Source organism: Arsenicitalea aurantiaca, assembly GCF_003994485.1.
Lineage (GTDB): Bacteria > Pseudomonadota > Alphaproteobacteria > Rhizobiales > Devosiaceae > Arsenicitalea > Arsenicitalea aurantiaca.
On the sequence record NZ_RZNJ01000007.1, the window covers coordinates 1 to 20,238 of the forward strand.

Annotated in this window: 20 protein-coding genes and 1 tRNA gene; 11 read left to right on the forward strand and 10 right to left on the reverse strand. The window is 61.9% G+C overall.

Translation table 11 applies throughout. The annotated features are described in order from the left end of the window. The 4 genes from EMQ25_RS16070 to EMQ25_RS16085 form a co-directional block, all read right to left on the reverse strand. A partial coding sequence (locus EMQ25_RS16070) for a ParB/Srx family N-terminal domain-containing protein (RefSeq protein WP_158626113.1) occupies positions 1–320 on the reverse strand: 320 nt, incomplete at its 3' end. Between the two features lie 727 nt (positions 321–1,047). After that, a complete protein-coding gene (locus EMQ25_RS16075) occupies positions 1,048–2,199 on the reverse strand; it encodes an AAA family ATPase (RefSeq protein ID WP_127189633.1) in 1,152 nt (383 codons plus the stop codon). After that, positions 2,196–2,783, reverse strand: coding sequence for a hypothetical protein (locus EMQ25_RS16080; RefSeq protein ID WP_127189634.1), 588 nt, complete (start codon positions 2,781–2,783; stop codon positions 2,196–2,198). The genes EMQ25_RS16075 and EMQ25_RS16080 overlap by 4 nt, the downstream gene beginning before the upstream one ends. A gap of 96 nt (positions 2,784–2,879) precedes the next feature. Continuing rightward, the gene (locus tag EMQ25_RS16085) at positions 2,880–3,095 is read right to left on the reverse strand and encodes a helix-turn-helix transcriptional regulator (RefSeq protein WP_127189635.1); all 216 of its coding nucleotides are present in this window, start codon (positions 3,093–3,095) and stop codon (positions 2,880–2,882) included. Positions 3,096–4,068: 973 nt separating this feature from the next. Here EMQ25_RS16085 and EMQ25_RS16090 point away from each other — a divergent pair. The 4 genes from EMQ25_RS16090 (at position 4,069) to gdhA (ending at position 7,979) form a co-directional block, all read left to right on the forward strand. Beyond that, positions 4,069–4,524 carry a DUF2924 domain-containing protein gene (locus tag EMQ25_RS16090; protein ID WP_127189636.1) on the forward strand — a complete coding sequence of 152 codons (456 nt, stop codon included), beginning with the start codon at positions 4,069–4,071 and terminating at the stop codon, positions 4,522–4,524. After that, positions 4,521–5,846 (forward strand): recombinase family protein, encoded by a 1,326-nt coding sequence (locus tag EMQ25_RS16095; protein ID WP_127189637.1) that lies wholly within the window; start codon positions 4,521–4,523, stop codon positions 5,844–5,846. Before EMQ25_RS16090 ends, EMQ25_RS16095 begins: the two co-directional genes overlap by 4 nt. Continuing rightward, entirely contained in the window at positions 5,843–6,238 is a 396-nt protein-coding gene (locus EMQ25_RS16100) for a hypothetical protein (protein ID WP_127189638.1), read from the forward strand. The genes EMQ25_RS16095 and EMQ25_RS16100 overlap by 4 nt, the downstream gene beginning before the upstream one ends. 385 nt (positions 6,239–6,623) lie before the next feature. Beyond that, positions 6,624–7,979, forward strand: coding sequence for an NADP-specific glutamate dehydrogenase (gdhA, locus tag EMQ25_RS16105; RefSeq protein WP_127189639.1), 1,356 nt, complete (start codon positions 6,624–6,626; stop codon positions 7,977–7,979). Between the two features lie 240 nt (positions 7,980–8,219). On the opposite strand, the gene EMQ25_RS16115 is transcribed toward gdhA, so the two are convergent. From EMQ25_RS16115 to EMQ25_RS16125, 3 genes are all read right to left on the reverse strand, one after another. Beyond that, positions 8,220–8,801, reverse strand: a complete 582-nt coding sequence (locus EMQ25_RS16115) for a uracil-DNA glycosylase family protein (protein ID WP_127189640.1) — start codon at positions 8,799–8,801, stop codon at positions 8,220–8,222. 223 nt (positions 8,802–9,024) lie between these two features. Beyond that, positions 9,025–9,273, reverse strand: a complete 249-nt coding sequence (locus EMQ25_RS16120) for a VOC family protein (RefSeq protein ID WP_244606624.1) — start codon at positions 9,271–9,273, stop codon at positions 9,025–9,027. Positions 9,274–9,646: 373 nt separating this feature from the next. Beyond that, the gene (locus tag EMQ25_RS16125) at positions 9,647–10,783 is read right to left on the reverse strand and encodes an AAA family ATPase (protein WP_192895685.1); all 1,137 of its coding nucleotides are present in this window, start codon (positions 10,781–10,783) and stop codon (positions 9,647–9,649) included. A gap of 450 nt (positions 10,784–11,233) precedes the next feature. Here EMQ25_RS16125 and EMQ25_RS16130 point away from each other — a divergent pair, with 450 nt between their 5' ends. The 5 genes from EMQ25_RS16130 (at position 11,234) to EMQ25_RS16150 (ending at position 16,742) form a co-directional block, all read left to right on the forward strand. Then, a complete protein-coding gene (locus EMQ25_RS16130; RefSeq protein ID WP_127189642.1) occupies positions 11,234–12,184 on the forward strand; it encodes a helix-turn-helix transcriptional regulator in 951 nt (316 codons plus the stop codon). 109 nt (positions 12,185–12,293) lie between these two features. Continuing rightward, positions 12,294–13,268: a hypothetical protein gene (locus tag EMQ25_RS16135; protein WP_127189643.1), complete on the forward strand. Its 975-nt coding sequence runs from the start codon at positions 12,294–12,296 to the stop codon at positions 13,266–13,268. A 21-nt stretch (positions 13,269–13,289) separates the two neighbouring features. Then, complete coding sequence (locus tag EMQ25_RS16140; protein WP_127189644.1) at positions 13,290–15,317, forward strand: vWA domain-containing protein; 2,028 nt, start codon at positions 13,290–13,292, stop codon at positions 15,315–15,317. A 35-nt stretch (positions 15,318–15,352) separates the two neighbouring features. Beyond that, the gene (locus tag EMQ25_RS16145) at positions 15,353–16,174 is read left to right on the forward strand and encodes an SH3 domain-containing protein (protein ID WP_127189645.1); all 822 of its coding nucleotides are present in this window, start codon (positions 15,353–15,355) and stop codon (positions 16,172–16,174) included. Between the two features lie 22 nt (positions 16,175–16,196). Next, positions 16,197–16,742, forward strand: a complete 546-nt coding sequence (locus EMQ25_RS16150; RefSeq protein ID WP_127189646.1) for a hypothetical protein — start codon at positions 16,197–16,199, stop codon at positions 16,740–16,742. A 660-nt stretch (positions 16,743–17,402) separates the two neighbouring features. Here the strand turns inward: EMQ25_RS16150 and EMQ25_RS16155 are convergent. Beyond that, positions 17,403–17,495, reverse strand: a tRNA-Ser gene (locus EMQ25_RS16155). A gap of 164 nt (positions 17,496–17,659) precedes the next feature. On the opposite strand from EMQ25_RS16155, the gene EMQ25_RS16160 reads away from it, so the two are divergent. Next, entirely contained in the window at positions 17,660–18,238 is a 579-nt protein-coding gene (locus tag EMQ25_RS16160) for an acyloxyacyl hydrolase (protein WP_158626114.1), read from the forward strand. Between the two features lie 90 nt (positions 18,239–18,328). Then, positions 18,329–18,832 carry a DUF2147 domain-containing protein gene (locus tag EMQ25_RS16165; RefSeq protein ID WP_127189648.1) on the forward strand — a complete coding sequence of 168 codons (504 nt, stop codon included), beginning with the start codon at positions 18,329–18,331 and terminating at the stop codon, positions 18,830–18,832. 36 nt (positions 18,833–18,868) lie between these two features. On the opposite strand, the gene EMQ25_RS16170 is transcribed toward EMQ25_RS16165, so the two are convergent. Both EMQ25_RS16170 and EMQ25_RS16175 read right to left on the reverse strand, forming a co-directional pair. Beyond that, positions 18,869–19,576 carry a glutathione S-transferase N-terminal domain-containing protein gene (locus EMQ25_RS16170; RefSeq protein WP_127189649.1) on the reverse strand — a complete coding sequence of 236 codons (708 nt, stop codon included), beginning with the start codon at positions 19,574–19,576 and terminating at the stop codon, positions 18,869–18,871. Positions 19,577–19,675: 99 nt separating this feature from the next. Further along, positions 19,676–20,116 (reverse strand): glyoxalase superfamily protein, encoded by a 441-nt coding sequence (locus EMQ25_RS16175; RefSeq protein ID WP_127189650.1) that lies wholly within the window; start codon positions 20,114–20,116, stop codon positions 19,676–19,678. Positions 20,117–20,238 lie beyond the last annotated feature (122 nt).

The window sequence follows — 20,238 nt, forward strand, 5'->3', positions numbered from 1 at the left end:
ACGTAGGCGCGACGCTGCGCCGGGCTCATCGCCGCAAGCTCGATGACCGGGACCCTCGTCATCTCGAGCTTGCGTGCGGCCAGCAGCCGGCCATGACCGGCGATGACACCGTTGTCGCCATCGACGAGGATGGGGTTGGTCCAGCCGAACTCCCGGATGGACGCCGCAATCTGCGCGACCTGGCGATCGGTGTGGGTGCGGGCGTTTCGGGCATAGGGGATGAGGCCGGCGACGTCGCGATAGCTGATGGCCAGGTCCCCGAGCACTGCGGAGTTGGTCGCATGATCGGGCCCTCCAGGATGCTCGCCAGCGAGTGCCATGGCTTTGGATTGTTTGAGCTCTGCTGCCTGCGCCACTGCCGGTGACCCCCATGCCAATTTCGCGGGTGTGAAAGATGGACGGCCCCACCGGTCAGGGATCGGATCGTCAGAGACTTTTCCGCCTCCCCCCCCCCCGCCTTCAGGCCATGGCCAATTCTACGCCGGCAGCTATGGCTCTGGGAATCCTGACATTTCTTCGAACGGAGCCGCAGCTCTACGCAGGATCACTCCGCCCTGAAGACCGACCCGGCGTGGAAGCACTCTCTGGCCAATCTTTGACCCGTGCGATTCGCAGCGGCTGCGATGGCTATGGCTCGTTCCAGGCTATCCATCATGGTTTTGCTACTGATCGATGCTGCGTGATAGCAGAAGAGTTCCATCTAGCCGTCTGCGGACGGAAGGGTGCGTGGGCACTCCGCTGGTAGACTGGCCAGGCGAGTTACCTAGAACGGTTGCCTCCCGGGAGACCGTCGATGGCGGGGATCGGCTGGCAGGCCTCTTCATTCTACGGATAGCCTGTTCCTTGCGCGGATCGGCCGCGCCGCGGTCAACCGCCTCCCTCGAACGCATGCGCCCGCCCTCCAAAGGGCGCAACGCGTATAGGGGGTACGGGGGAGACGCAGCACAGGGAGTAGGAAGGGGTAGGCAGGGAGTAGGCAGGGAGTAAGACAGGGTGTTGGCACCCACTTGGCAGGGAGTGAGGTAGGTCAGGAAGGCTTACGCGTCTTCACGCACGGACGATGATGTCCTTCTGCTTCGACGGCGATCCGTGCGACTTGCCGACCCTGATCCTGCCTGACGCGAACAGCCTGTTCATCGCAGCCTCCAGGCCGCGTTTGGTGATCCCCTCGGCATCGCCGTGCCTCGAAAAATAGGAGGGTCCGTATGTGGGAGCATTGGGCAGAGGGCTGACCTGCCGGCCCTCTGCCTCAAACCGTGCCAGCAAGTTCAGGAAGACCTGATCCGCCCGATGCTCGGCAGACATCCGGGCCATGGAGCTGTCGAACGACTGCGCTTTCGGTTCGAGCACACCTTCCACCCATCTGAGCGGTATCTCTCCTCCCGTCCGACCGTAGTTTGCCTTGACGGTCCGCAGAACACGGGCATCTGGATCGGGCTCGAAGGCCTTGCTGCCCTCGCTCGCTGTCACCCGCTCCAGATAAAGTCGGCTGCGGACGCTGTTGTTCCAGGCGGTGTTGCCGCTCGACCCGGTGCCACTGACCATGCCGCTTTGGGAAGGATGGGCCAGCAACACGACCGTGGTCTGGTGCTTGATCGCCCAGCCGCGGAGCAGGCCTATGAACTGCCGGGCCTGCGCCCGCTGGTTTTGCTCACCCCCAAAGAGATCGGCCAAGGTGTCGAGCACGACGAGTGCGGGCCGCGTTTTGGCGAGTTCCTCATCTACGGCATCAAACAGACCTGTTGTCAGCAGCATGTTGCTTGCTGGCTTGGGAGCGGCGAGCACGGCATCCTCTCCAGCAAGCGGAACGATGCGCAGCTGCTCGAGATCGGAAAACCGAACGCCTGCCCGCTCCGAGACATTGGCCAGGCGGCGATGCAGTTCGTCCAGGTCGTCCTCCGCACTCAGGTAAAGGCAGCCACCCTGTGCCACTTGCAGGCCGATCCAGGGCGTTCCGCTGGTTGCGGCCACGGCCAGCTGGGTGAGCAGCAGGGACTTGCCTGTGCCGCCATCGCCGTTGACGATGGTGACGTTCCGTGCCGGGATCAGGTTTGGGGCAAACCACTCTCTCGCCAGCACCTCCTTGCCTTCGAAGGTGCTCGCGGAGACGACGCCAAGGTATCGCCTTCCTGACTGCCTCCCCGCGGCCAGAAGCCCCCGGTCGTAGCCGCTGTCGGACCCATATCGATAGTCGCTCATGCAGCCCTCGCTGCATCTCCGACGGCCACGACGATCCTGCGTTCGTCGACGACACTGCGGGCGATCTGAACCAGCTCCCGAGCATGGGCCTGATCCCTGGCAGCTATGGAGCCTTCGATATCGAGGAACAATCTGGCGGCCAGACGAGAGTTGAGGATGACCGCTCCAGAGCACCCGGACTTGAGCCAGTCCAGAGGCGTCCTGTGCATCACCAGCGACTTGCCCATGAAGTAGGTGGCCGGGTTCATCGCCTCCCAAAGCCCAAGCAGCGGCGCACGCCCGAACATGGTGAGCACATGGCTCGGCCGGTTCAGCGGCCAGGCGACCAGATCCAGGGTTGCCTCGCCGTCGGCGTCGAGCGCCTCGCAGACGAAGACATCAAGCCGGTCACCCGGAGCCTCCCAGTCGAACCGACCGTTGCCACAGTCCACAACCGACAGGGTGGCAGTTGCGCCGGCGAACGCCGCTAGTGCGCCAGGATCGAGCCGATGCTGATGGACATAGGCAAGATAAGTTGGGTTCGCCCACGCGAGTTCATAGAGCTCGTGACGGGCCGCGAGCAACGCGTGACCGATCGCAGTCATAGGCAATCTGCCTCTCCGACCGCCTTCAGCTGAACCTGCGCGCGTCTTGCGGCGGCGCGAGCCGTTTGGGGGCAGCAGCCCGAAGGGGACGAGGGCTCAAGCACGGCGTTCTGCCTCCGAGCGAATGGTGGTGGCATGAAGGCCTTCCGCCTCGAACTGCTCCACGTCGACGAGCCGGTAGACGACGCGTCTGCCAATCTTGGTATAGCTCGGCCCTTGGCTCAGCCAGCGCCAACGTTCGAGCGTCCGGTGCGAGAGCTTCCAGCGGCGTGCCAGCTGGATCTGGTCGATGAAGAGGTCGTGTCCGTTCATTTGCGTTCTCCTGGTCTTGATGACCTGCGCGACAGAGCAAATCACAGCGCAAGACTTCGCGCGGCGGGCAGCGGTGTGGGACAGTAAGGCCCGCCTGTGATGGGCCTGCGTGGGACGGGCGTGGGACAGAACGGGACGGCTTGGCACGAGGGGCCGAGCACGGCCCGAGAGTCGCTTTCAGGCTGCAGTCTCTCGAAATACGCGGATCAGGCGTCGGAACGCCCTGCTGGAGCTCAGCTCGGAGCGGCATTGGATGTTCAGGCGGTAATTGCCGCCCGTAAAGCCTGCACTCATTCTGATCACGATCGGGGTGACGGTGGTGTCGGCCGCGCCGGACAGGCCGAGCGTACCCGAGACCTTCTCGAAGGGAGAAGGTCTGCACAACCGCGCCACTATGCCACCCCTAAAGGGGGGGTGGCGCAGGTAGCGCAGTAGCGCAGGTGTGTCTCGGTGCGTCACTTGCGCGACCTGTTCTGCGTGACCTTGGCAACGTCGCGCAGGTTCATCATCGCGGCGCTGAAGCGTGCCAGGATTGGACGCGAGCGAAGCCTGCTCCAGGCGGATGGGAACGGCCTCATATGGCAATATGGGACCTGAAGCGTTTACGAAGGAGACCCCGGTACCAGGTAACAGCGGTGACAATGGTAACTTGGGTCTGTGGAGCTGCCTGGTTCAGCTGCGATCATGGCCACGGAGGCCCGCCCATGATGTTACCGCGCGCTCGCCTTCAGACGGTAACTTGGGCAGCTTCCGGTAACGCCCACTGGCCACTGCGCGGTGAGGAACCAGAATGGTGTCGGCGCAGGCGAAAAGGCGCGAGAGCCGTTCGACACCCACGCGGACCATCTCCCACACGTCTCGTCCGGCTACGGCTCGCCCAGTCAAGCGAACACTTGCCGCATGATGGAGATAGTTCGCTACGCTACCTGCCCGACCAGAGCGGTCATGCAACTCCAACTCATCGGAGAATGGCATGACGACCCCCGACCCAATCCCTGCGCGCCTCGCCGCGCTCAAGACTGCTGCCACGGCTGACCTGAAGCAGCAGTGGCGCAACCTGTTCGACAGCGAGCCGCCACCGTTCAACCGGCGCTACCTCGAAAGCCGCCTCGCCTATCGCATCCAGGAACTGACTTTTAGCGGGCTCAGGCCGGAGACGATCCGGCGGCTGGAACGGCTGGGCGAGGAACTGGACGGCGGCGACAGGACGAAGCGCGGCCTCCGCGCCGATCGCGACCGCCCGATCACCGGCACACGGTTGCTGCGCGAGTGGCAGGGCGTCGAGCATATCGTCACCGTCACCGCCGACGGCTTCGAATGGCAGGGGCGGCCCTACAAATCACTGTCCGCCATCGCGCGGGCCATCACCGGAACGCGCTGGAACGGCTGGGTCTTTTTCGGCCTGAAGAACCACAGGGGGCGGACATGACGAAGCCGCCCGAAAAATCGAAGGTCGTGCGCAAGCTGCGGTGTGCCGTCTACGCCCGGAAATCTTCCGAGGAGGGGCTGGAGCAGGAGTTCAACTCGCTCCACGCGCAGCGGGAGGCCTGCGAGGCCTATATCGCCAGCCAGCGGTCCGAAGGCTGGGTGCTGGTCCGGGACCATTATGACGACGGCGGCATCTCGGGCGGCACGCTGGAACGCCCCGGGCTGAAGCGGCTGCTGGGGGATATCGAGGACGGGCTCGTTGACGTGGTGGTGGTCTACAAGATCGACCGCCTCAGCCGCTCCCTCGCCGACTTCGCAAAGCTGGTCGAGGTGTTCGACCGGAACGGCGTGACTTTCGTCTCGGTGACGCAGTCCTTCAACACCACGACGTCGATGGGCCGGCTGACGCTGAACATCCTGCTCTCGTTCGCCCAGTTCGAGCGCGAGGTGACGGCCGAGCGGATCCGCGACAAGGTCGCCGCCAGCCGCAGGAAAGGCATGTGGATGGGCGGCGTGCCGCCCTACGGCTATCGCGTCGAGAACCGGAAGCTCCTGGTCGACGAAGAAACCGCCGAGCACGTTCGCTGGATCTTCACCCGCTTCCTCGAGATCGGGTCCTGCACGGAACTGGCGCGGGAGGTTGGCGCGCGCGGCATCTCCACCCCGCGCGGCAACAGGATCGACAAGAAGTACCTCTACCGAATGCTCGGCAACCGCGCCTATATCGGTGAGGCGGTGCACAAGGGCGACAGCTATCCAGGCGAACACGACGCGATCATCGACCGCGAGGTTTGGGACAAGGTCCACGCCATCCTCCAGGAGAGCCCGCGCAAGCGCGCCGCCCGCACACGTGCCGACACCCCAGCGCTGCTGAAGGGGCTGCTCTTCGGTCCCGATGGCGCGGCGTTCTCACCGACCCACACCCGCAAGCGCGGCAGGCTCTACCGCTACTATGTCAGCCAGACCGTGCTGAAGCATGGTGCCGGGTCTTGCCCGGTCGGCCGCGTGCCTGCAGGCGAGATCGAGGCGGCCGTCATTGATCAGCTCCGCGCCGTCTTCCGCCAGCCGGAGATCGTGGCGGGGACGTGGAAGGCTGCGCGTATCCAGGACGAGGAGATCACAGAGGCCGACGCACGGGCAGCGCTTCAGCAGCTCGACCCGCTATGGGACGAACTCTTCCCCGCCGAGCAGGCGCGGATCGTTCAGCTGCTGGTCGAACGCGTCGACATCGGCATCGATGGCCTGAGCGTCCGACTGCGCATGAATGGTCTCGACGGCCTCGCGCGGGAGATGCAGGCAGACGCGCTGGAGAAAGCCGCATGAGCCGGGCGCAGCACGATCCCGACACGGTTACCGTCCACGTCCCCTTCCGCATCGTGGAGCGCGGCGGGCGCAAGCAGATGCAGCTGCCTGAGGGCGCGGCTCGACCACGCAAGGCCGACAGCACGCTGGTCAAGGCTCTGGCCCGCGCGTTCCGGTGGAAACGGATGCTGGAGTCGGGGGAGTTCGCCACCATCGCCGAACTGGCCGAACGGGAGGGCATCGCGTCCTCTTACATGACCCGGGTCCTGCGCTTGACCCTGCTCGCGCCGGACATCGTCGAAGCGGTTCTGCATGGAAGGCAAGCGCCCGATCTGACGCTGGGGCGGCTGCTGGAGCCGTTTCCCGAGATCTGGTGGATGCAGCCCGGTTACGCGGCGGCCGTCGGAGCTTGAGCTCATGACGGCGACAGCTAAACACCCCCGAGCCATCGGCACCCGGAAGCAGGCAGTGACCTTGCTAAAGCGGCTTCGCGCCCAATTCCGGCCGTGCAAGTTGGTGGGCGCAACTTACGGAAAGCGCCCGGTGCACTTGAGTGGCCAAGAGGTCCGGGAGGGGCGAACTGACCGTCTGCGCCTGTGATCACACCGACATGCCGACCATGAGCTGTGAGGCCCCCGGGACGGACGGTCGACTGGCGCAAGAGCCGTCCGTCGCAAGGCAGATCGAGAACAACCCATGGCCATTGATTTGGGCAGAGTGCCTTTTGTTTGTTCAAATCGCCGCTGACTCGTCGTAAGCACGGCACAGCAGATGCACATTCTATCCAAGGTTGGCGGTATGATCGACGACAAGCTACAGACGGTCCTTGACCAGGTCCTCCAGCGAAATCCGGGGGAGCCGGAGTTCCATCAGGCCGTGCGCGAGGTGCTGGAGAGCCTGGGGCGCGTTGTCGCAAAGCGTCCCGATTATCTTGACCAGGCTTTGATCGAGCGCATTTGTGAGCCTGAGCGGCAGATCATTTTTAGAGTCCCCTGGGTCGACGACAAGGGGCAGGTTCAAATCAACCGCGGTTTCCGTGTGCAATTCAACTCGGCGCTCGGCCCGTACAAGGGTGGAATCCGCTTCCACCCGTCGGTCAACATCGGCATCATCAAATTCCTCGGCTTCGAACAGACGTTCAAGAACGCCTTGACTGGTATGCCAATAGGCGGCGGCAAGGGGGGATCGGATTTTGATCCGCGCGGGCGCTCCGACGGCGAGGTCATGCGTTTCTGCCAGTCCTTCATGACCGAGCTACATCGTCACATCGGCGAGTACACGGACGTGCCAGCAGGTGACATTGGCGTGGGCGGCCGGGAGATTGGTTACATGTTCGGCCAATACAAGCGTCTGACCAACCGCTACGAGGCGGGCGTCCTCACCGGCAAGGCCCTCTTCAACGGCGGGTCGCGGGCGCGCAAGGAAGCGACCGGCTACGGCAACACCTACTTCGTCCAAGCCATGTTGGGGACCAGGAACGAGAGCTTTGACGGCAAGAAGGTAGTCGTTTCTGGCTCCGGTAATGTCGCGATCTACAGCGTCGAAAAGGCCCAGGCATTCGGTGGCAAGGTCATCGCCGTATCGGATAGCTCCGGCTATATTGTCGACGAGGCCGGCATCGAGCTTGACCTCCTCAAGCAGGTCAAGGAAGTGCGGCGCGCTCGCATCGACGAATATCTGCAACTCAAGGGCGAGAGCCGCGGTGCCTACTTCATCAAGGCCGGCGAAGGCTCGATCTGGGACGTCCCCTGCGACGTTGCCATGCCCTCCGCAACGCAGAACGAGTTGACCGGCCACGACGCCAGGACGCTCGTTGCCAACAAGGTCATTGCGGTAGGCGAAGGCGCCAACATGCCCTCCACGCCCGATGCCGTACGCACGTTCCAGGCGGCTGGCGTGATGTTCGCCCCCGGCAAGGCAGCTAATGCCGGCGGTGTGGCCACCTCGGCACTGGAAATGCAGCAGAACGCGTCGCGAGACAGCTGGTCCTTCGAGCAGACCGAGTCTCGCCTTGCCGAGATCATGCGGACCATCCACGACACCTGTGCCAGGACAGCAGAAGAGTACGGCGCACCTGGGGACTATGTGCTCGGAGCGAACATTGCAGGCTTTGTCAGAGTTGCCGAGTCGATGCGCGAACTGGGCGTGATCTAACTCAGGAGGTGAACGCGACCAGTACGATAACATGTCGCAGATCATCTTCGTCGAGCGCAGACTTGGATGAGGCCCTTTTTTACTATTGGTCACTCGACACGGTCGATCGAGGAACTCGTGAGCCTTCTGTAAAAGTCCAAGATTGAGCTGCTTGTCGACATTCTCACTGTGCCCCCGAACCCGTACTTGATCCGTCTCCGGGTCCTCTATCCATAAGCTGGACATACCCACACGCCAGGATTAACGAAGAGCCTCTTCTATCCTTTTTCGAAGCATGGGAAGGCTTTCCGACTCGAACCAGGCATTCTTCCGCATCCAGCCCACTCCCCTCCAGCTTGGATGGGGAAGCGGAATGACGGGTGAGGATTGAGGATGTTGACGCACAAGCTCCGTGAGCGAGCGGCCACCCTTTAGGTAGAGCTTTTGCGCATGCAGCCCGACCAGAAGAGTAAGCCATACGTTGGTGAGAAGCGGCAGTATCCGTGCATGCCACAAGGGCGCACATGCTGGCACAGGAGGCTTGTCACCGCCCCCGGGAATCGCGCCAGGATAACATAGGCCAGCCGGAACTATGGCAACCTTGCTTTCGTCGTAGAACTCGGCCTCGGCAAGTCCGGTCCATTCCCGCAGCCTATTCCCGCTTTGGTCATTCCAGGGACAGCCGCTCTCGTGCGCCTTTGTGCCCGGGGCCTGTCCGATAATTAGTATTCTCGCTGAGGCGCTTGCTTGGATGATAGGTTTCGGCCCCAGTGGCAAGTCGGCGACGCAGCGCGTGCAGGCTCGAACTGCCTCTAGGACTGAACTGAGTTCATGGTCAGGCATGGGCGGATCCTCGGCGCTAAACTCCTGCCCACTAGAAGGGACAGAACACGAGCAGCAGGTTTAGGAACATCACGATAGGTCACTAAACGTCTTCAATAGGGTCGTTTCCTGCCGGACTTCGATCATGGCGCGATTGAAGTCCCGGAACGCCGGGTGGACCTCTGATCAGGCTTAGATGCATTGATGATGGGGCTAAGAGTGCCGCGACGATGTTTGATTAGGTCTACCAGTCAAGTCGCAGCGAATGTAGCGCCTCAATCTTGTTTCCATCAGGATCGCGGACGAAGGCAGCATAGTAGTGTGCGTCGTATTCCGGCCTTACGCCTGGCGCCCCGTCGCCCATGCCACCGTTTGCCAATGCTGCCTGGTAACACGCGTCGACGGCAGCTCGCTTTTCGACTTCGAAGGCGATGTGCGTACCGTTTCCTGTCGTCGCCTGCTCTCCATCGGCAGGCGTATTGAGGCTGAACACCGTGATGCCTGCTCCTACCCTACAGCCTCTTCAACATCGGGGGTCCGGCGCAGACCAAGCTGGTTCATCACTGGATCGTAGAGGGCCCGAGCTCTGTTCAGATCGGAGGTGCCAAGTGAAACGTGGTGCAGCATTCTCTCACAAAACCCCACTCGGAAAACGGTTCCGAAATCCCGAATGATGACTGCTACGGGGAGGCGGCAAACTACGGGCTAGTGACCGAGAAGGCGTCGAGAGCGCCCATCAGACATTCGTCCCAGTTTTGGCCCTACACCTCCATTTCAGTCGCGCAGTTGGTGGATGGGTGGCCCGATGGCTGCTCTGAATCGAAATGGCAAGGCCCCGCCTCGAGCAGTCGACCAAGACGGAATAGTTATTCATCGGCAAAAATGCCGATATCAGAGAGTCCATCAAGCCACGTCGCTCCATCCCGCCGGATAACGCGGCGCGGGTGAATGCCGGTTTCTTCCGCGATGGCCCCGGCAAGGATCGTCGAGTGGGTAACTATCCACACCTGGCTGCGTTCTGCCGTGCGCGCAATGGCCCGGGCAAGTGCTGGCAGAAGTTCGGGATGCAGGCTCGCCTCCGGTTCATTCAAGGCGATAAACGGCGGTGGACGATAGGCCAGCAGGGCGCCGAGGAGGGCAAGAAACTGCAAGGTGCCATCCGAAAGCTCCGATGGACCGAACGACCGATGTGGCACATCAGGGAAGGTTAGGGAAAAAGATGCATTCCTCCCAGGAGGCGGAATGTCAAGACGGGCACCGGGAAAGGCGTGTTCAATGGCGGCGTCGAGGTCTTCGGTATCGCCGCGTATATGCTTCAGGGTCGCCAGAACGGCTCCGAGATTGCCGCCGTCTGCGTCGAGCATGGGCGCCGTGACGGCAAGCGAAGGCTGGCGCAAGGGCGAGCTCTGATCGGTACGGAAACCATGGTAAAAGCGCCAAGTCGCGAGCAGATTTCGGACCGCGTCAAGTTCGGGGAGAGTGCCGCGGAGGGCTGAAAGTGCCGTCTCGCTCGCCAGAAGGGGCAGTTCGATTTGGCGCCTCCTGCCGGTGTCGTCGCGATACCAGGCGGCGGGCCCCTTGCGCTCTAATAGTGAGACACTACGCCGTCCGGGCAGGATCAGGCTTTCGGCCTTTATCTGCGGTTCCTCGGCAAACACAGCCTGATACTTGCTGTCGCCAAAGCCGATCTCGACAGCATAACGCGGCTGGTAAGCTTCCTCCTCATCCGTTGGCAGGACGGTATCAAGTCCGACCTCGAGGCGTAGCCGGGGTTGATCGGTTACTCGGCGCTTGCCCGCCCACATCACCGATGCGAGGCCACCCTCCTGCGCGATGGACATTGAGAGGTCGCCGGTCGCGGCGGCATGGACCAGTTCAAGCGCCCGATAGAGGTTGGTCTTGCCCACGCCGTTGCCGCCGACCAGCACGGTCAGACGCTTGAGGGGAAACCGGATGGAGCGGACAGAGCGGTAGCCGGCAATATCGAGGTCGATGAGAGACATGATATTAATCTGGCATGCCTTCGGATGACGACGGAAGCGTCAAGAAACTTATTCTCGGGCAGACCAAGGCCATTCGTCGACAGGTCACTAGAGCTGTCATTCCAGTAGTTCAAGCTGGTCGCGGAACGCTCCGAATGCAGCCGTCCGCAAAGCGCCGTCATTCCAGTCATCCAGGAGCCTTCGGCGGTTTCCTAAAAGCTGCCATCCTCAAAGACGTGCTGCACGGCAGAAACGGGGTGGTTTTCAGACAGGCAGCTTGTGGCGACTAACCAGAGCAAGCAGCCGTTCGGGCTGGCTATTGTTATGCAGATGGCTGGGGTAACCAAGCGGCGTGACCGGAGCCGAGAGCCCAGCTGCTTCGGCATAATCTTATCAGGGCTTGTCGTCAGCTCAGTTAGCGTAGATGTTCGGTATCAGACTTTGGGAACGGTTGCAGATCGAGCTGTCGCTATGGGGGAAGTAGAAAGCGTATCGAAGCTCAGCGATTTTCTGCTGGAACTTTACCATGACGCCTCGGAATGCACGTCCGACGAATTTCGCCTCCGCGTGCTCAGAAACCTGCAGCGTTTTATTCCCTTCGATTTCGGCGTGTGGGGTGGAGGCAGGGCCGATGGCCGGCTGGTCACCGATCTGACGGTTCTCAATCAAAGTGAAGCGCTTCTGGGCGATTGGGGAACCGTTGCCGAGTACGATGCTTTCTGCGACCTGACGCTCAACCGTCTTGGAGCGACCGCCCGCTTCGATGACGTTCCAGAATATCGCGCAAGCTTGGCCTATAACGAGCATTGGCGTCAGTTCAATGCCTCGAACATGATGGCCACCATCCTTGGCGAAAGAACCGACGGTTATGTCAGCTTCGTGGGGCTTTGCGCGGACGACAGACCAAGGACCTTCTCCGACCGCGAGCGCAGATTCAAGCAGATGCTTATGCCACACCTGTCCCAGGCTCTGCGTATGAACCGCGAACTGTGGATCCGCCGCGCAGCCATGGAGGATGAGGCGATTGCGCTCGTTGACCAACAAGGCTGGGTGCTATGCACGCAGGGGCCATTTGACGATTTTGCTAGGCAGGAGTGGCGCGGCAATGTTGCACACCTCCCTGCTGTCGTGATGGGCGTGCTCAAGCGCGGCAACCGATGGCGCGGGGAATTGCTCGATGCGCGCATGTCCCGGTTTGGCAGCAGTTACGTTGTTCACCTGTCGGTCCATTCGACCCTTTCGGGTTTGTCTCCACGCGAACGCGAAGTTGCTGGCTTGTTCGCATCCGGCATGACCAACAAGCAAGTGGCGCGTGCTCTGGGCACGTCACCATCCACCGTGCGCAATCAGGTCGTACGAATCTACGAAAAACTCGGCATTTCCAGCAAAGCAGAACTCGCGGGATTTGTTGGCGGGATGTAACCGCCGTTCTGTGCCGTCAATAGAGCATATGCTCTATTTTCAAGCGTGGTCTCACACGAGATACCTTCGGACGCTCGCCAGACCAGAGCGGGGCGTAACCGGAGGATGCATGTGGGATTTTAGTGTTGGCAGGGCGATGGGTCTGATGATGCAGACCCTGCCCTTTGTCGTGCTCAGGATGGCGGTCTATTTCGGGATCACGCTGGCCTATATACTTGTGACCGGCATGGGCGCAGGAATCGGTTTTGGCGTCGGTGCCCTGGGCGACGCCGGCTTTCAGGCAGGCTCGACCTTCTGGGGTGGCCTGATCGGCTTTGGGCTTGTCGGGGCCGTTATGTACTGGGCGCGCGAATATATCCTCTACATCGTAAAAGCCGGTCATATCGCGGTGCTTGTCGAACTGATCGACGGCAAGTCGATGCCCGAAGGTCGCTCACAGGTTGAGCATGGCAGGGTCGTTGTTACGGAGCGGTTCGCCCAGGCCAGTGTGCTGTTCGCCGTCGACCAGCTTATCAAGGGCGTGTTGCGGGCCGTCACGGGGCTGGTCCGGGGTATTCTGACCATTTTGCCGATACCGGGCGCCCGGCAGTTGACCGGCATCCTGCATGCGTTCCTGCAAGTAGCCGTCGGGCTCGTCGACGAGGTAATCCTTGCCCACGCCATCAGGACGGGCTCAACCAACCCGTGGGGCTCGGCCAAGGACGCGCTGGTGCTCTATGGGCAGAACTACAGGGTAATGCTCAAGAACGCCGCGTGGCTCGCCATCATCGTCTATCTCCTTAGCTTTGTGGTGTTCCTCGTGATGCTCGCGCCCGCGGCGCTGGTCGTCCACCTGATGCCGGGCGCGTGGGCGGCGGGCGGGTTCGTGTTCGCGCTTCTGTTCGCCTGGGCCGTCAAGGCCGCAGTTTTGGAGCCCTTCGCTATCACCTGCCTGATGCAGGTCTATTTCAAGACCATCGAAGGCCAGCAGCCCGATCCCGAATGGGATGCGCGACTTGAGCAGATGTCCAAGAAATTCCGAGACCTCAAGGCACGTGCCTTTGGCGGTCGGGCTCAACCCGATGCCAGTGCTGAGCCTGCCTGATAGCAACAAAGGAAGTTGAACATGGGACGTTTCGGTGTCTTGTCGCTGGCGCTCGCCGCAGCCTTCATGCCGTCCATCTCGGCGGCCGAGGATGTGGTGGTCGTCTATGACGGTTCGGGTTCGATGTGGGGGCAGATCGGCGGCGTCTCCAAGGTCGGGATTGCGCGCCAGGTCATGGGCGACCTGATCGCCACATGGCCCGAAGGCGCGAATGTGGGGCTCATTGCCTACGGGCGCCGGCGCGGAAGCGACTGCTCGGATATCGAAACCCTGATTGCACCGTCGCCGCTGGACAGGCCGGCCTTCATTTCGGCGGTCAACGAGGTGACACCGCGCGGGCGCACGCCGCTCACCGAAGCCGTTCGTCAGGCTGCCGAGCTGCTTTCCTATCGTGACACGCAGGCCACCGTGATCCTGATTTCGGATGGCCTGGAAACCTGCCAGGCGGATCCTTGCGCACCGTCGGCGGAACTGGCGCAGCAAGGCGTCAATTTCACCGCCCATGTTGTTGGCTTTGATCTGACCGAAGAAGAACACGCCGGCCTTGCCTGTATTGCGGAAAGCACAGGCGGGGTGTTCGTGCCCGCACAATACGCCGATGAGTTGCGCGATGCGCTGGCTCATGTGCAAACCGTCGTGGACCTTCAGCCACTCTCGTCACCTGAACCCGTGACAGAGGCGGAGCCCGAACCGGAACCCCAGATCGATGCCGACATCGACCTTGAAGCACCCGCCACGGTGCTCACCCGTTCAAGCTTCACCGTCTCCTGGTCGTCCACGATCGACGGGCAGGACTACGTGACCATCGTTCCCGATGGTGCCGATGAAGGCACCTACACCAATTACCGGCGTGTGCGCCAGGACACGGACAACAGTCTGATCGCTCCAGCCGAGTCGGGACTTTACGAGGTCCGCTATGTGCTGAACGAGGGCTCCCGCACGCTGGCTTCAGCACCGGTGGAAGTCGTCGAGGCCGAGATTGCCATCTCTGCTCCGGAAGCGGTCACGACAGGGGCGAGCTTTTCTGTTTCCTGGTCGGCCTCTGTCCATCCGCAGGACTATGTGACCATCGTTCCAGTCGGCGCTGATGAGGGCACCTATACCAACTATCGGCGTGTGCGTGATGATACGGAGAACAGCTTGGTCGCACCAGCGGAGCCGGGACTTTACGAAGTACGCTATGTACTGAACGAAGGATCGAGAACGCTGGCTTCAACGCCGGTGGAGGTTGTCGAGGCTGAGACATCCATTTCTGCCCCGGAAACGGTCATCACGGGGGCAAGCTTCTCGGTTTCCTGGTCGGCCTCTGTCCATCCGCAGGACTATGTTACCATCGTTCCCGCCGGAGCCGATGACGGAACCTATACCGGTTACCGGCGCGTGCGCGACGACACGGAAAGTAGTCTGGTCGCTCCAGCCGATCCGGGACTTTACGAAGTGCGCTATGTGCTGAACGAAGGTTCCCGGACGCTGGCGTCAACCTCGATCGAGGTCCTTGAGGCTGAGGTGATCCTGAACGGCCCGGATTTTGCGCGTGCACAAACACCGCTGCGCATTAGTTGGTCTGTGGCCATTCACCCGCAGGACTATATCACCATCGTTCCAGCTGGCGCCGACGAGGGAAACTATCAGGATTATATCCGTGTCAGGGATAACCTTGAGGGCGACCTAAATGCGCCTGCCGAGCCCGGCCTCTACGAAATCAGATATGTTCTGCAGGAGGGCGCGCGCACGGTTGCCAGCCTTATGCTCGAAGTCGTCGGGGCCGACGCGCCGCTCGACGATGGCGCGGGCCTGGTCGTGCCCTCACAGGCCAGCCCCGGCGAGACCATTAATGTTTCCTGGTCCGGGAGCGCCGACAGCGCCGATCAGCGAATTTCGCTCGCCCGGGCCGATCAGGCCGATTTCAGCTGGATCGAAGCCCATCGCATCGGCGAGCAAACCACGCTCGAATTGACCATGCCGGACGAGCCGGGCCCTTATGAGGTCCGGTATCTCGACATCGGCGGACAGACCGTTCTCGGCCGCGCGATCGTGGAGGTGGAATAACGATGTTTGGGGCCAGACAATCTCGCCGATTCGCTATGGCGGCCATCGCCCTGGCGCTTCCTTTTCTCACGTCCGTTGCCCACGCCGAGATCGATGGATCCGGACCCGATGCGTGGCGGGTAATGGGTATCGCGCCCAACGATGTGCTCAACGTCCGCATGGGGCCGGGCACCAACTATCCGGTGATCGAGACCTTTGCGCACGACGAACGCAATCTTCAGCAGATCACCTGCGTTCCGTTCTACACAATGGCGCACTTCTCGGTGATGAGCGAAGCAGAACTCGATGCCCTGCCGCCGCGCTGGTGCCTGATGCGCACCGCCGACCTGACGAAGTCCGGCTGGGTGGCTCTACGTTACCTGATCGCCGACTTCGATGAGGAAATCCTGTTCGGGGATGGCGGAGCGTATGACGAGCCTGAGGAGGTGGTGGATGTCGAAAAGATCCTTCCCGCGCCTACGGCCGGCTCTGACGCGTGGTCAAGTGACGAACTGATCGAACATGCACGTGGGCTCGTCGAGGCGCTCTATGAGTACGACGATCCTGCCATCGGACAGAGCCACCTCGATCCGGCAGCGCCCGATGTATTTTTCTCCACCGATTTCAAGGACGCGCTGCGCTCCCGCCCGCCGGGGGCGGACCTGCTCATCGGCGCGCAGGACTTCCAGGGCGTCATTTCAACACCGGTGCCCGATCCCGATCAGCCCATGTTCCGGGGCATGATTACGATTAATGTCGAGGTCGAGAATTTTGGCCAGACGCATACGGCCGTCTTCCGACTACGCGGCGACACCACCCGGCCCGATGCGCCGCTGCGCATCTTCCGTATCGAACACGACGATTGGTCGTACCCCTGAGCGCACAAATAGGACTTACTCAATGCATCTGAACCAAGCGCCTCTCATGGCAGGAATCTGCGTCGCCCTGTGCTTCGCCCAACCTGCACTGGCTCAAATCGCAAGAACACCGATCGGCGCAGTCGAAGCCACCATCGACGGGGAACACTATTCGGGCGAAACGCTCGATGTGCCATCCGAGGGAACATCGACCGCCGAGGTCCGGTCCTTTGGCCCGGTGACCTCGATCTCCATTCAGGCTCACGACCCAGAAGCCGAGAGCATCATGCGCAACGTTCTGTCTGTCGAGGTCTCGCTGATGGGCAGTGACGCCTCGGCCACCATCATGGACGCCTCCGTTTCCTGGTGGCCGGACGGAATGAGCGGGCCCTTCTATCTGAGTGAGGAAAGCGGGACAGCGCCCGAGGTCATCCTCGATGCCATTTTTCTGGAAGACGGGGCTGCCGCTGCTCAAGGCAGCTTCTCGGCTCTCGTTTGCCGCAGGGATAGCATGTTTGCGGAGCCTGACACGAGCGACTGCCGGCAGGTTAAGGGCATATTCGATACCGCACTGCGCAAGGCCGATTGAGGCGGGGAATTCTGGGCGCCCCGTGTCGGCGCTCTGGAAGTGGGGGAAGTATGATAGGCTGTTGAACGGCGATGCCGTGGTTGAAAAATTGCGCGCTCATCTGTGCGCTTGCCTTGCCGACCCTCGCATTCGTCCCGCAGGCTGGGGCGCAGACAAGCGATCCAAATGCGCCCTATGAGGACGCATACGACGTTATGGCCCGAGACCGGCTTGTGGGCGCATGGCGCGAAGCGGGTTCATGCATGGGGGCGCAAAGCCGCCGTTGAGGTCAGTCTCAGCTTTACGGCAGCTATTCGGTCCTCGGCGCCAAGACCAGACTGTCGGGAATCGGCCCCCTTGCGGCCGCTCTTCGGTTTTGGCATGGGCTGCCGGGTATAAGGCTCGCCGCAAAGCAGGATTTCGACGCAAGGGCCATGGAAGGCCGGAAGGAACCCGAAGCCAACCAGTTGCCGCCAGTCGAAAATGCATAGGACGATCAGCAGCTTGCGGGCTGAACACCAGATGGTGGCAGTCATCAGCTCTGGAGAATATCGGCCCTAAGAGACGGTTCCCGCCCCCATCGGCACGAGGGCCGGTGCTGAGCCCATCCTGCATAACCCTCGCAAACAACGAGAAAATCCGGCCGCAGCCGGATCGGGAGAACGCTTTCGCGAGGGCAAGTGGCGGAGAGGAAGGGATTCGAACCCTCGAGACAGCTTTTGACCATCTGCACCCTTAGCAGGGGTGTGCCTTCGACCACTCGGCCACCTCTCCGAGGCCGCTGATACATGGCCGGGTAGCGGGGGGGCAAGGGGGTTTGGTGGATTTGAGGATGTTTTTTGCGTTCAGCAGCGGACGCTGAGGCCAGGCCATCTTGCAAACGCGCGGAAAAGCAGGGAAAATCAGGACAGTCCTCCCCCCGACCGACTGGCCCCGACGTGAGAACGATCCCTGCCCTATCCCTCGCCTTCGGCGCGCTCGTTGTGCTTGCCCTGCCCGCGCAGGGGCAGGATCCGGTCTCGCTTTCGGAAGTGCGGGTGGGCGGAGCGATCTCGGGGATCGAGCTCCTGCCCTGGTTCGCGCCCGATCTCGAGACCTTCACCACCGACAATCTGGACAGCCTGACGGTCGATTTTCTCTTTCATTCAGAAGACCTTGCGTCAATCGACTGGTTGGGTGCGCCGCGGCTGGAACTGGGCGGCGTGCTCAATGTGCAGGGGCGCGAGAGCGTGCTGCATGCCGGGCTCAACTGGCAGGTGCCGGTCTTCGAGACGCCGCTTTTTGCCGAATTGGGGCTCGGCGTCGGGATCCATGACGGGGCGCTGGATGGTGCCGAGCGGCCGCTGCGCAATCTGGGATGCCCGTTCGGCTTCCATTATTCGTACGCACTCGGTGCAAACTTAGAGAACAATTTTACCATTCTTGCAAAATTTCAACACATCTCGCACGCCAATCTGTGCGGCGACCGGAACGACGGCATCAACAATTTCGGACTGTCGGCCGGCTATCGGTTCTGAGGCTATGAGCCCGACATAAATCGGGCGCGAATCGAGCTCATCGTGAGCTGCTTCGACGGACGGGTCGGAGTGGCCGTTGCGGAGACAGTCATGAGTGAGAGTTTGGACGCGCGGAGCGCTGCCGGATGGCGGACAGCGGCGGCGGCGGTTGCCGTGATGGCGCCATTGGCGCTCGGCGAGGCCAAGGCGCAACAATCGGTGCTCGAGGGGGTCTGGATGACCGTCTCGCAGTCGGAGCTGACGATCGCCCCCTGCCCCGAGGGCTATTGCGGGCACATCTCCCGGATCGTCGTGCCCGAACACATCATTGCGCAGTATGGCAGCGACGTGGTGGCGATGGAGAGCAGCTTCACCGATGCGCTCAACAAGGATCCGGCCCTGCGCAACAGGCCGATCATGGGCCTTCGGATCCTGACGCTGCGGCCAGGCCGGCAGGCGCATATCTTCGACGGGGAGATCTACAACCCCGAGGACGGCAACACCTATTCGGGCTATGTGGAAGTGCTCGGGCCCGACGTGCTCAAGCTCAACGGATGCATTCTCTACAACATCATCTGTCGGGGGGAGGAGTGGGTGCGCATCGTGGAGCAATAGGCCCCACGATGCAGATGCGATCTTCGTTCTACAAGATCAGCGGCTGCGCTGGTTGAAGAGCACCGCCTGCGCATCCTTGTCGGTGGAGAGATCCACTTTTGCATCGAGATCGACCTGGATGGCGAGAGCCTTTTCCACGGCCGGGCGCGCCTTGATCCGTGCGTTCCATGCGGCGACATTGGGGAACTCGGCGATGTCCATTCCCTGGCGTTCCCAGCCATTGGACCAGTCGAAGATGGCGATGTCGGCGATGGAATAGTCACCTGCCACGTAATCGCGCCCGTCGAGGCGCTTGTTGAGGACGCCGTAGAGCCGGTGCGTCTCGTCACGATAGCGCTTGATGGCGTATTCGATCTTCTCGGGCGCATAGAGCGCGAAATGGTGGTTCTGCCCCAGCATCGGGCCGAAGCTCGCCATTTGCCAGAAGAGCCATTCGTCGACCGCGACCTGCTCGCGGGGATCGGCGGGATAGAAGCGGCCGAACTTCTGCGCCAGATATTTGAGGATGGCCGCGGATTCGAAGATGGAAATCGGCACGCCGCCTGGCCCCTCGGGATCGACGATGGCCGGGATCTTGTTGTTGGGCGAAATGGCGAGGAAATCAGGCTTGAACTGGTCGCCGCGCCCGATATGGACGAGGTGGAGCCTATAGGGCAGCCCCAGTTCCTCGAGCATGATGGTGACCTTGCGGCCATTGGGCGTGGGGAAATAGTAGAGGTCGATCGGCTGAGTCTGTTCGGCCATGGGGAATCCAATGCTGAATGGAGGAGCCGCTGGACGCGACCCCTCCACTATATCGTCATCTTACGATGAAGCGCAAGGCAACGGGCCTAGCCCGGCCGGTCAGGCGCGCATCACCCGCATGTGCGGCTGGCCGTTGCTGGTGCGCGCCGGCGATACGCCATGGACATCGACCGTCGCGGTGACCCGCTGGCGGAAGGCCGAGAACAGGCTCGAGGTGACGACGTCGACGGGCGTGTCGAAATGCACGGTTACGGTGTAGTGCTGCATGTCCGCGAGCAATTGCACGCCCATCACGAGGCCGGTGAAGCGCTGTCCGAGATAGGTGCCCTTCACGCGCTGGCCCACCTGCACCGGCGTCGGCACGCGATCGGGCAAGGCCGCATGGGCGGTGTTCCAGTCACGATAGCCGTGACGATGGGCGATTTCCTCGAGCGCGGCGCCCTGCCCTATCGGCGTGCCGGCGCGTGAGCGCTGGTCACGCAGGGCGCGAGCCTCGGCCTTGAGCGTGGTGCGGGACGGGGTATCGATCGAATAGGTCATGAGAAGATCCTCTCTTGCAACAAGAGGCGGTTCGTTCATGGGGCTCGCCTTGCCATGAGCCGCCTCTAGCGAAGGAGCGATCATGTCTGCGGTCACGCGCTGGGGCGTGGCTGGGCTTCACC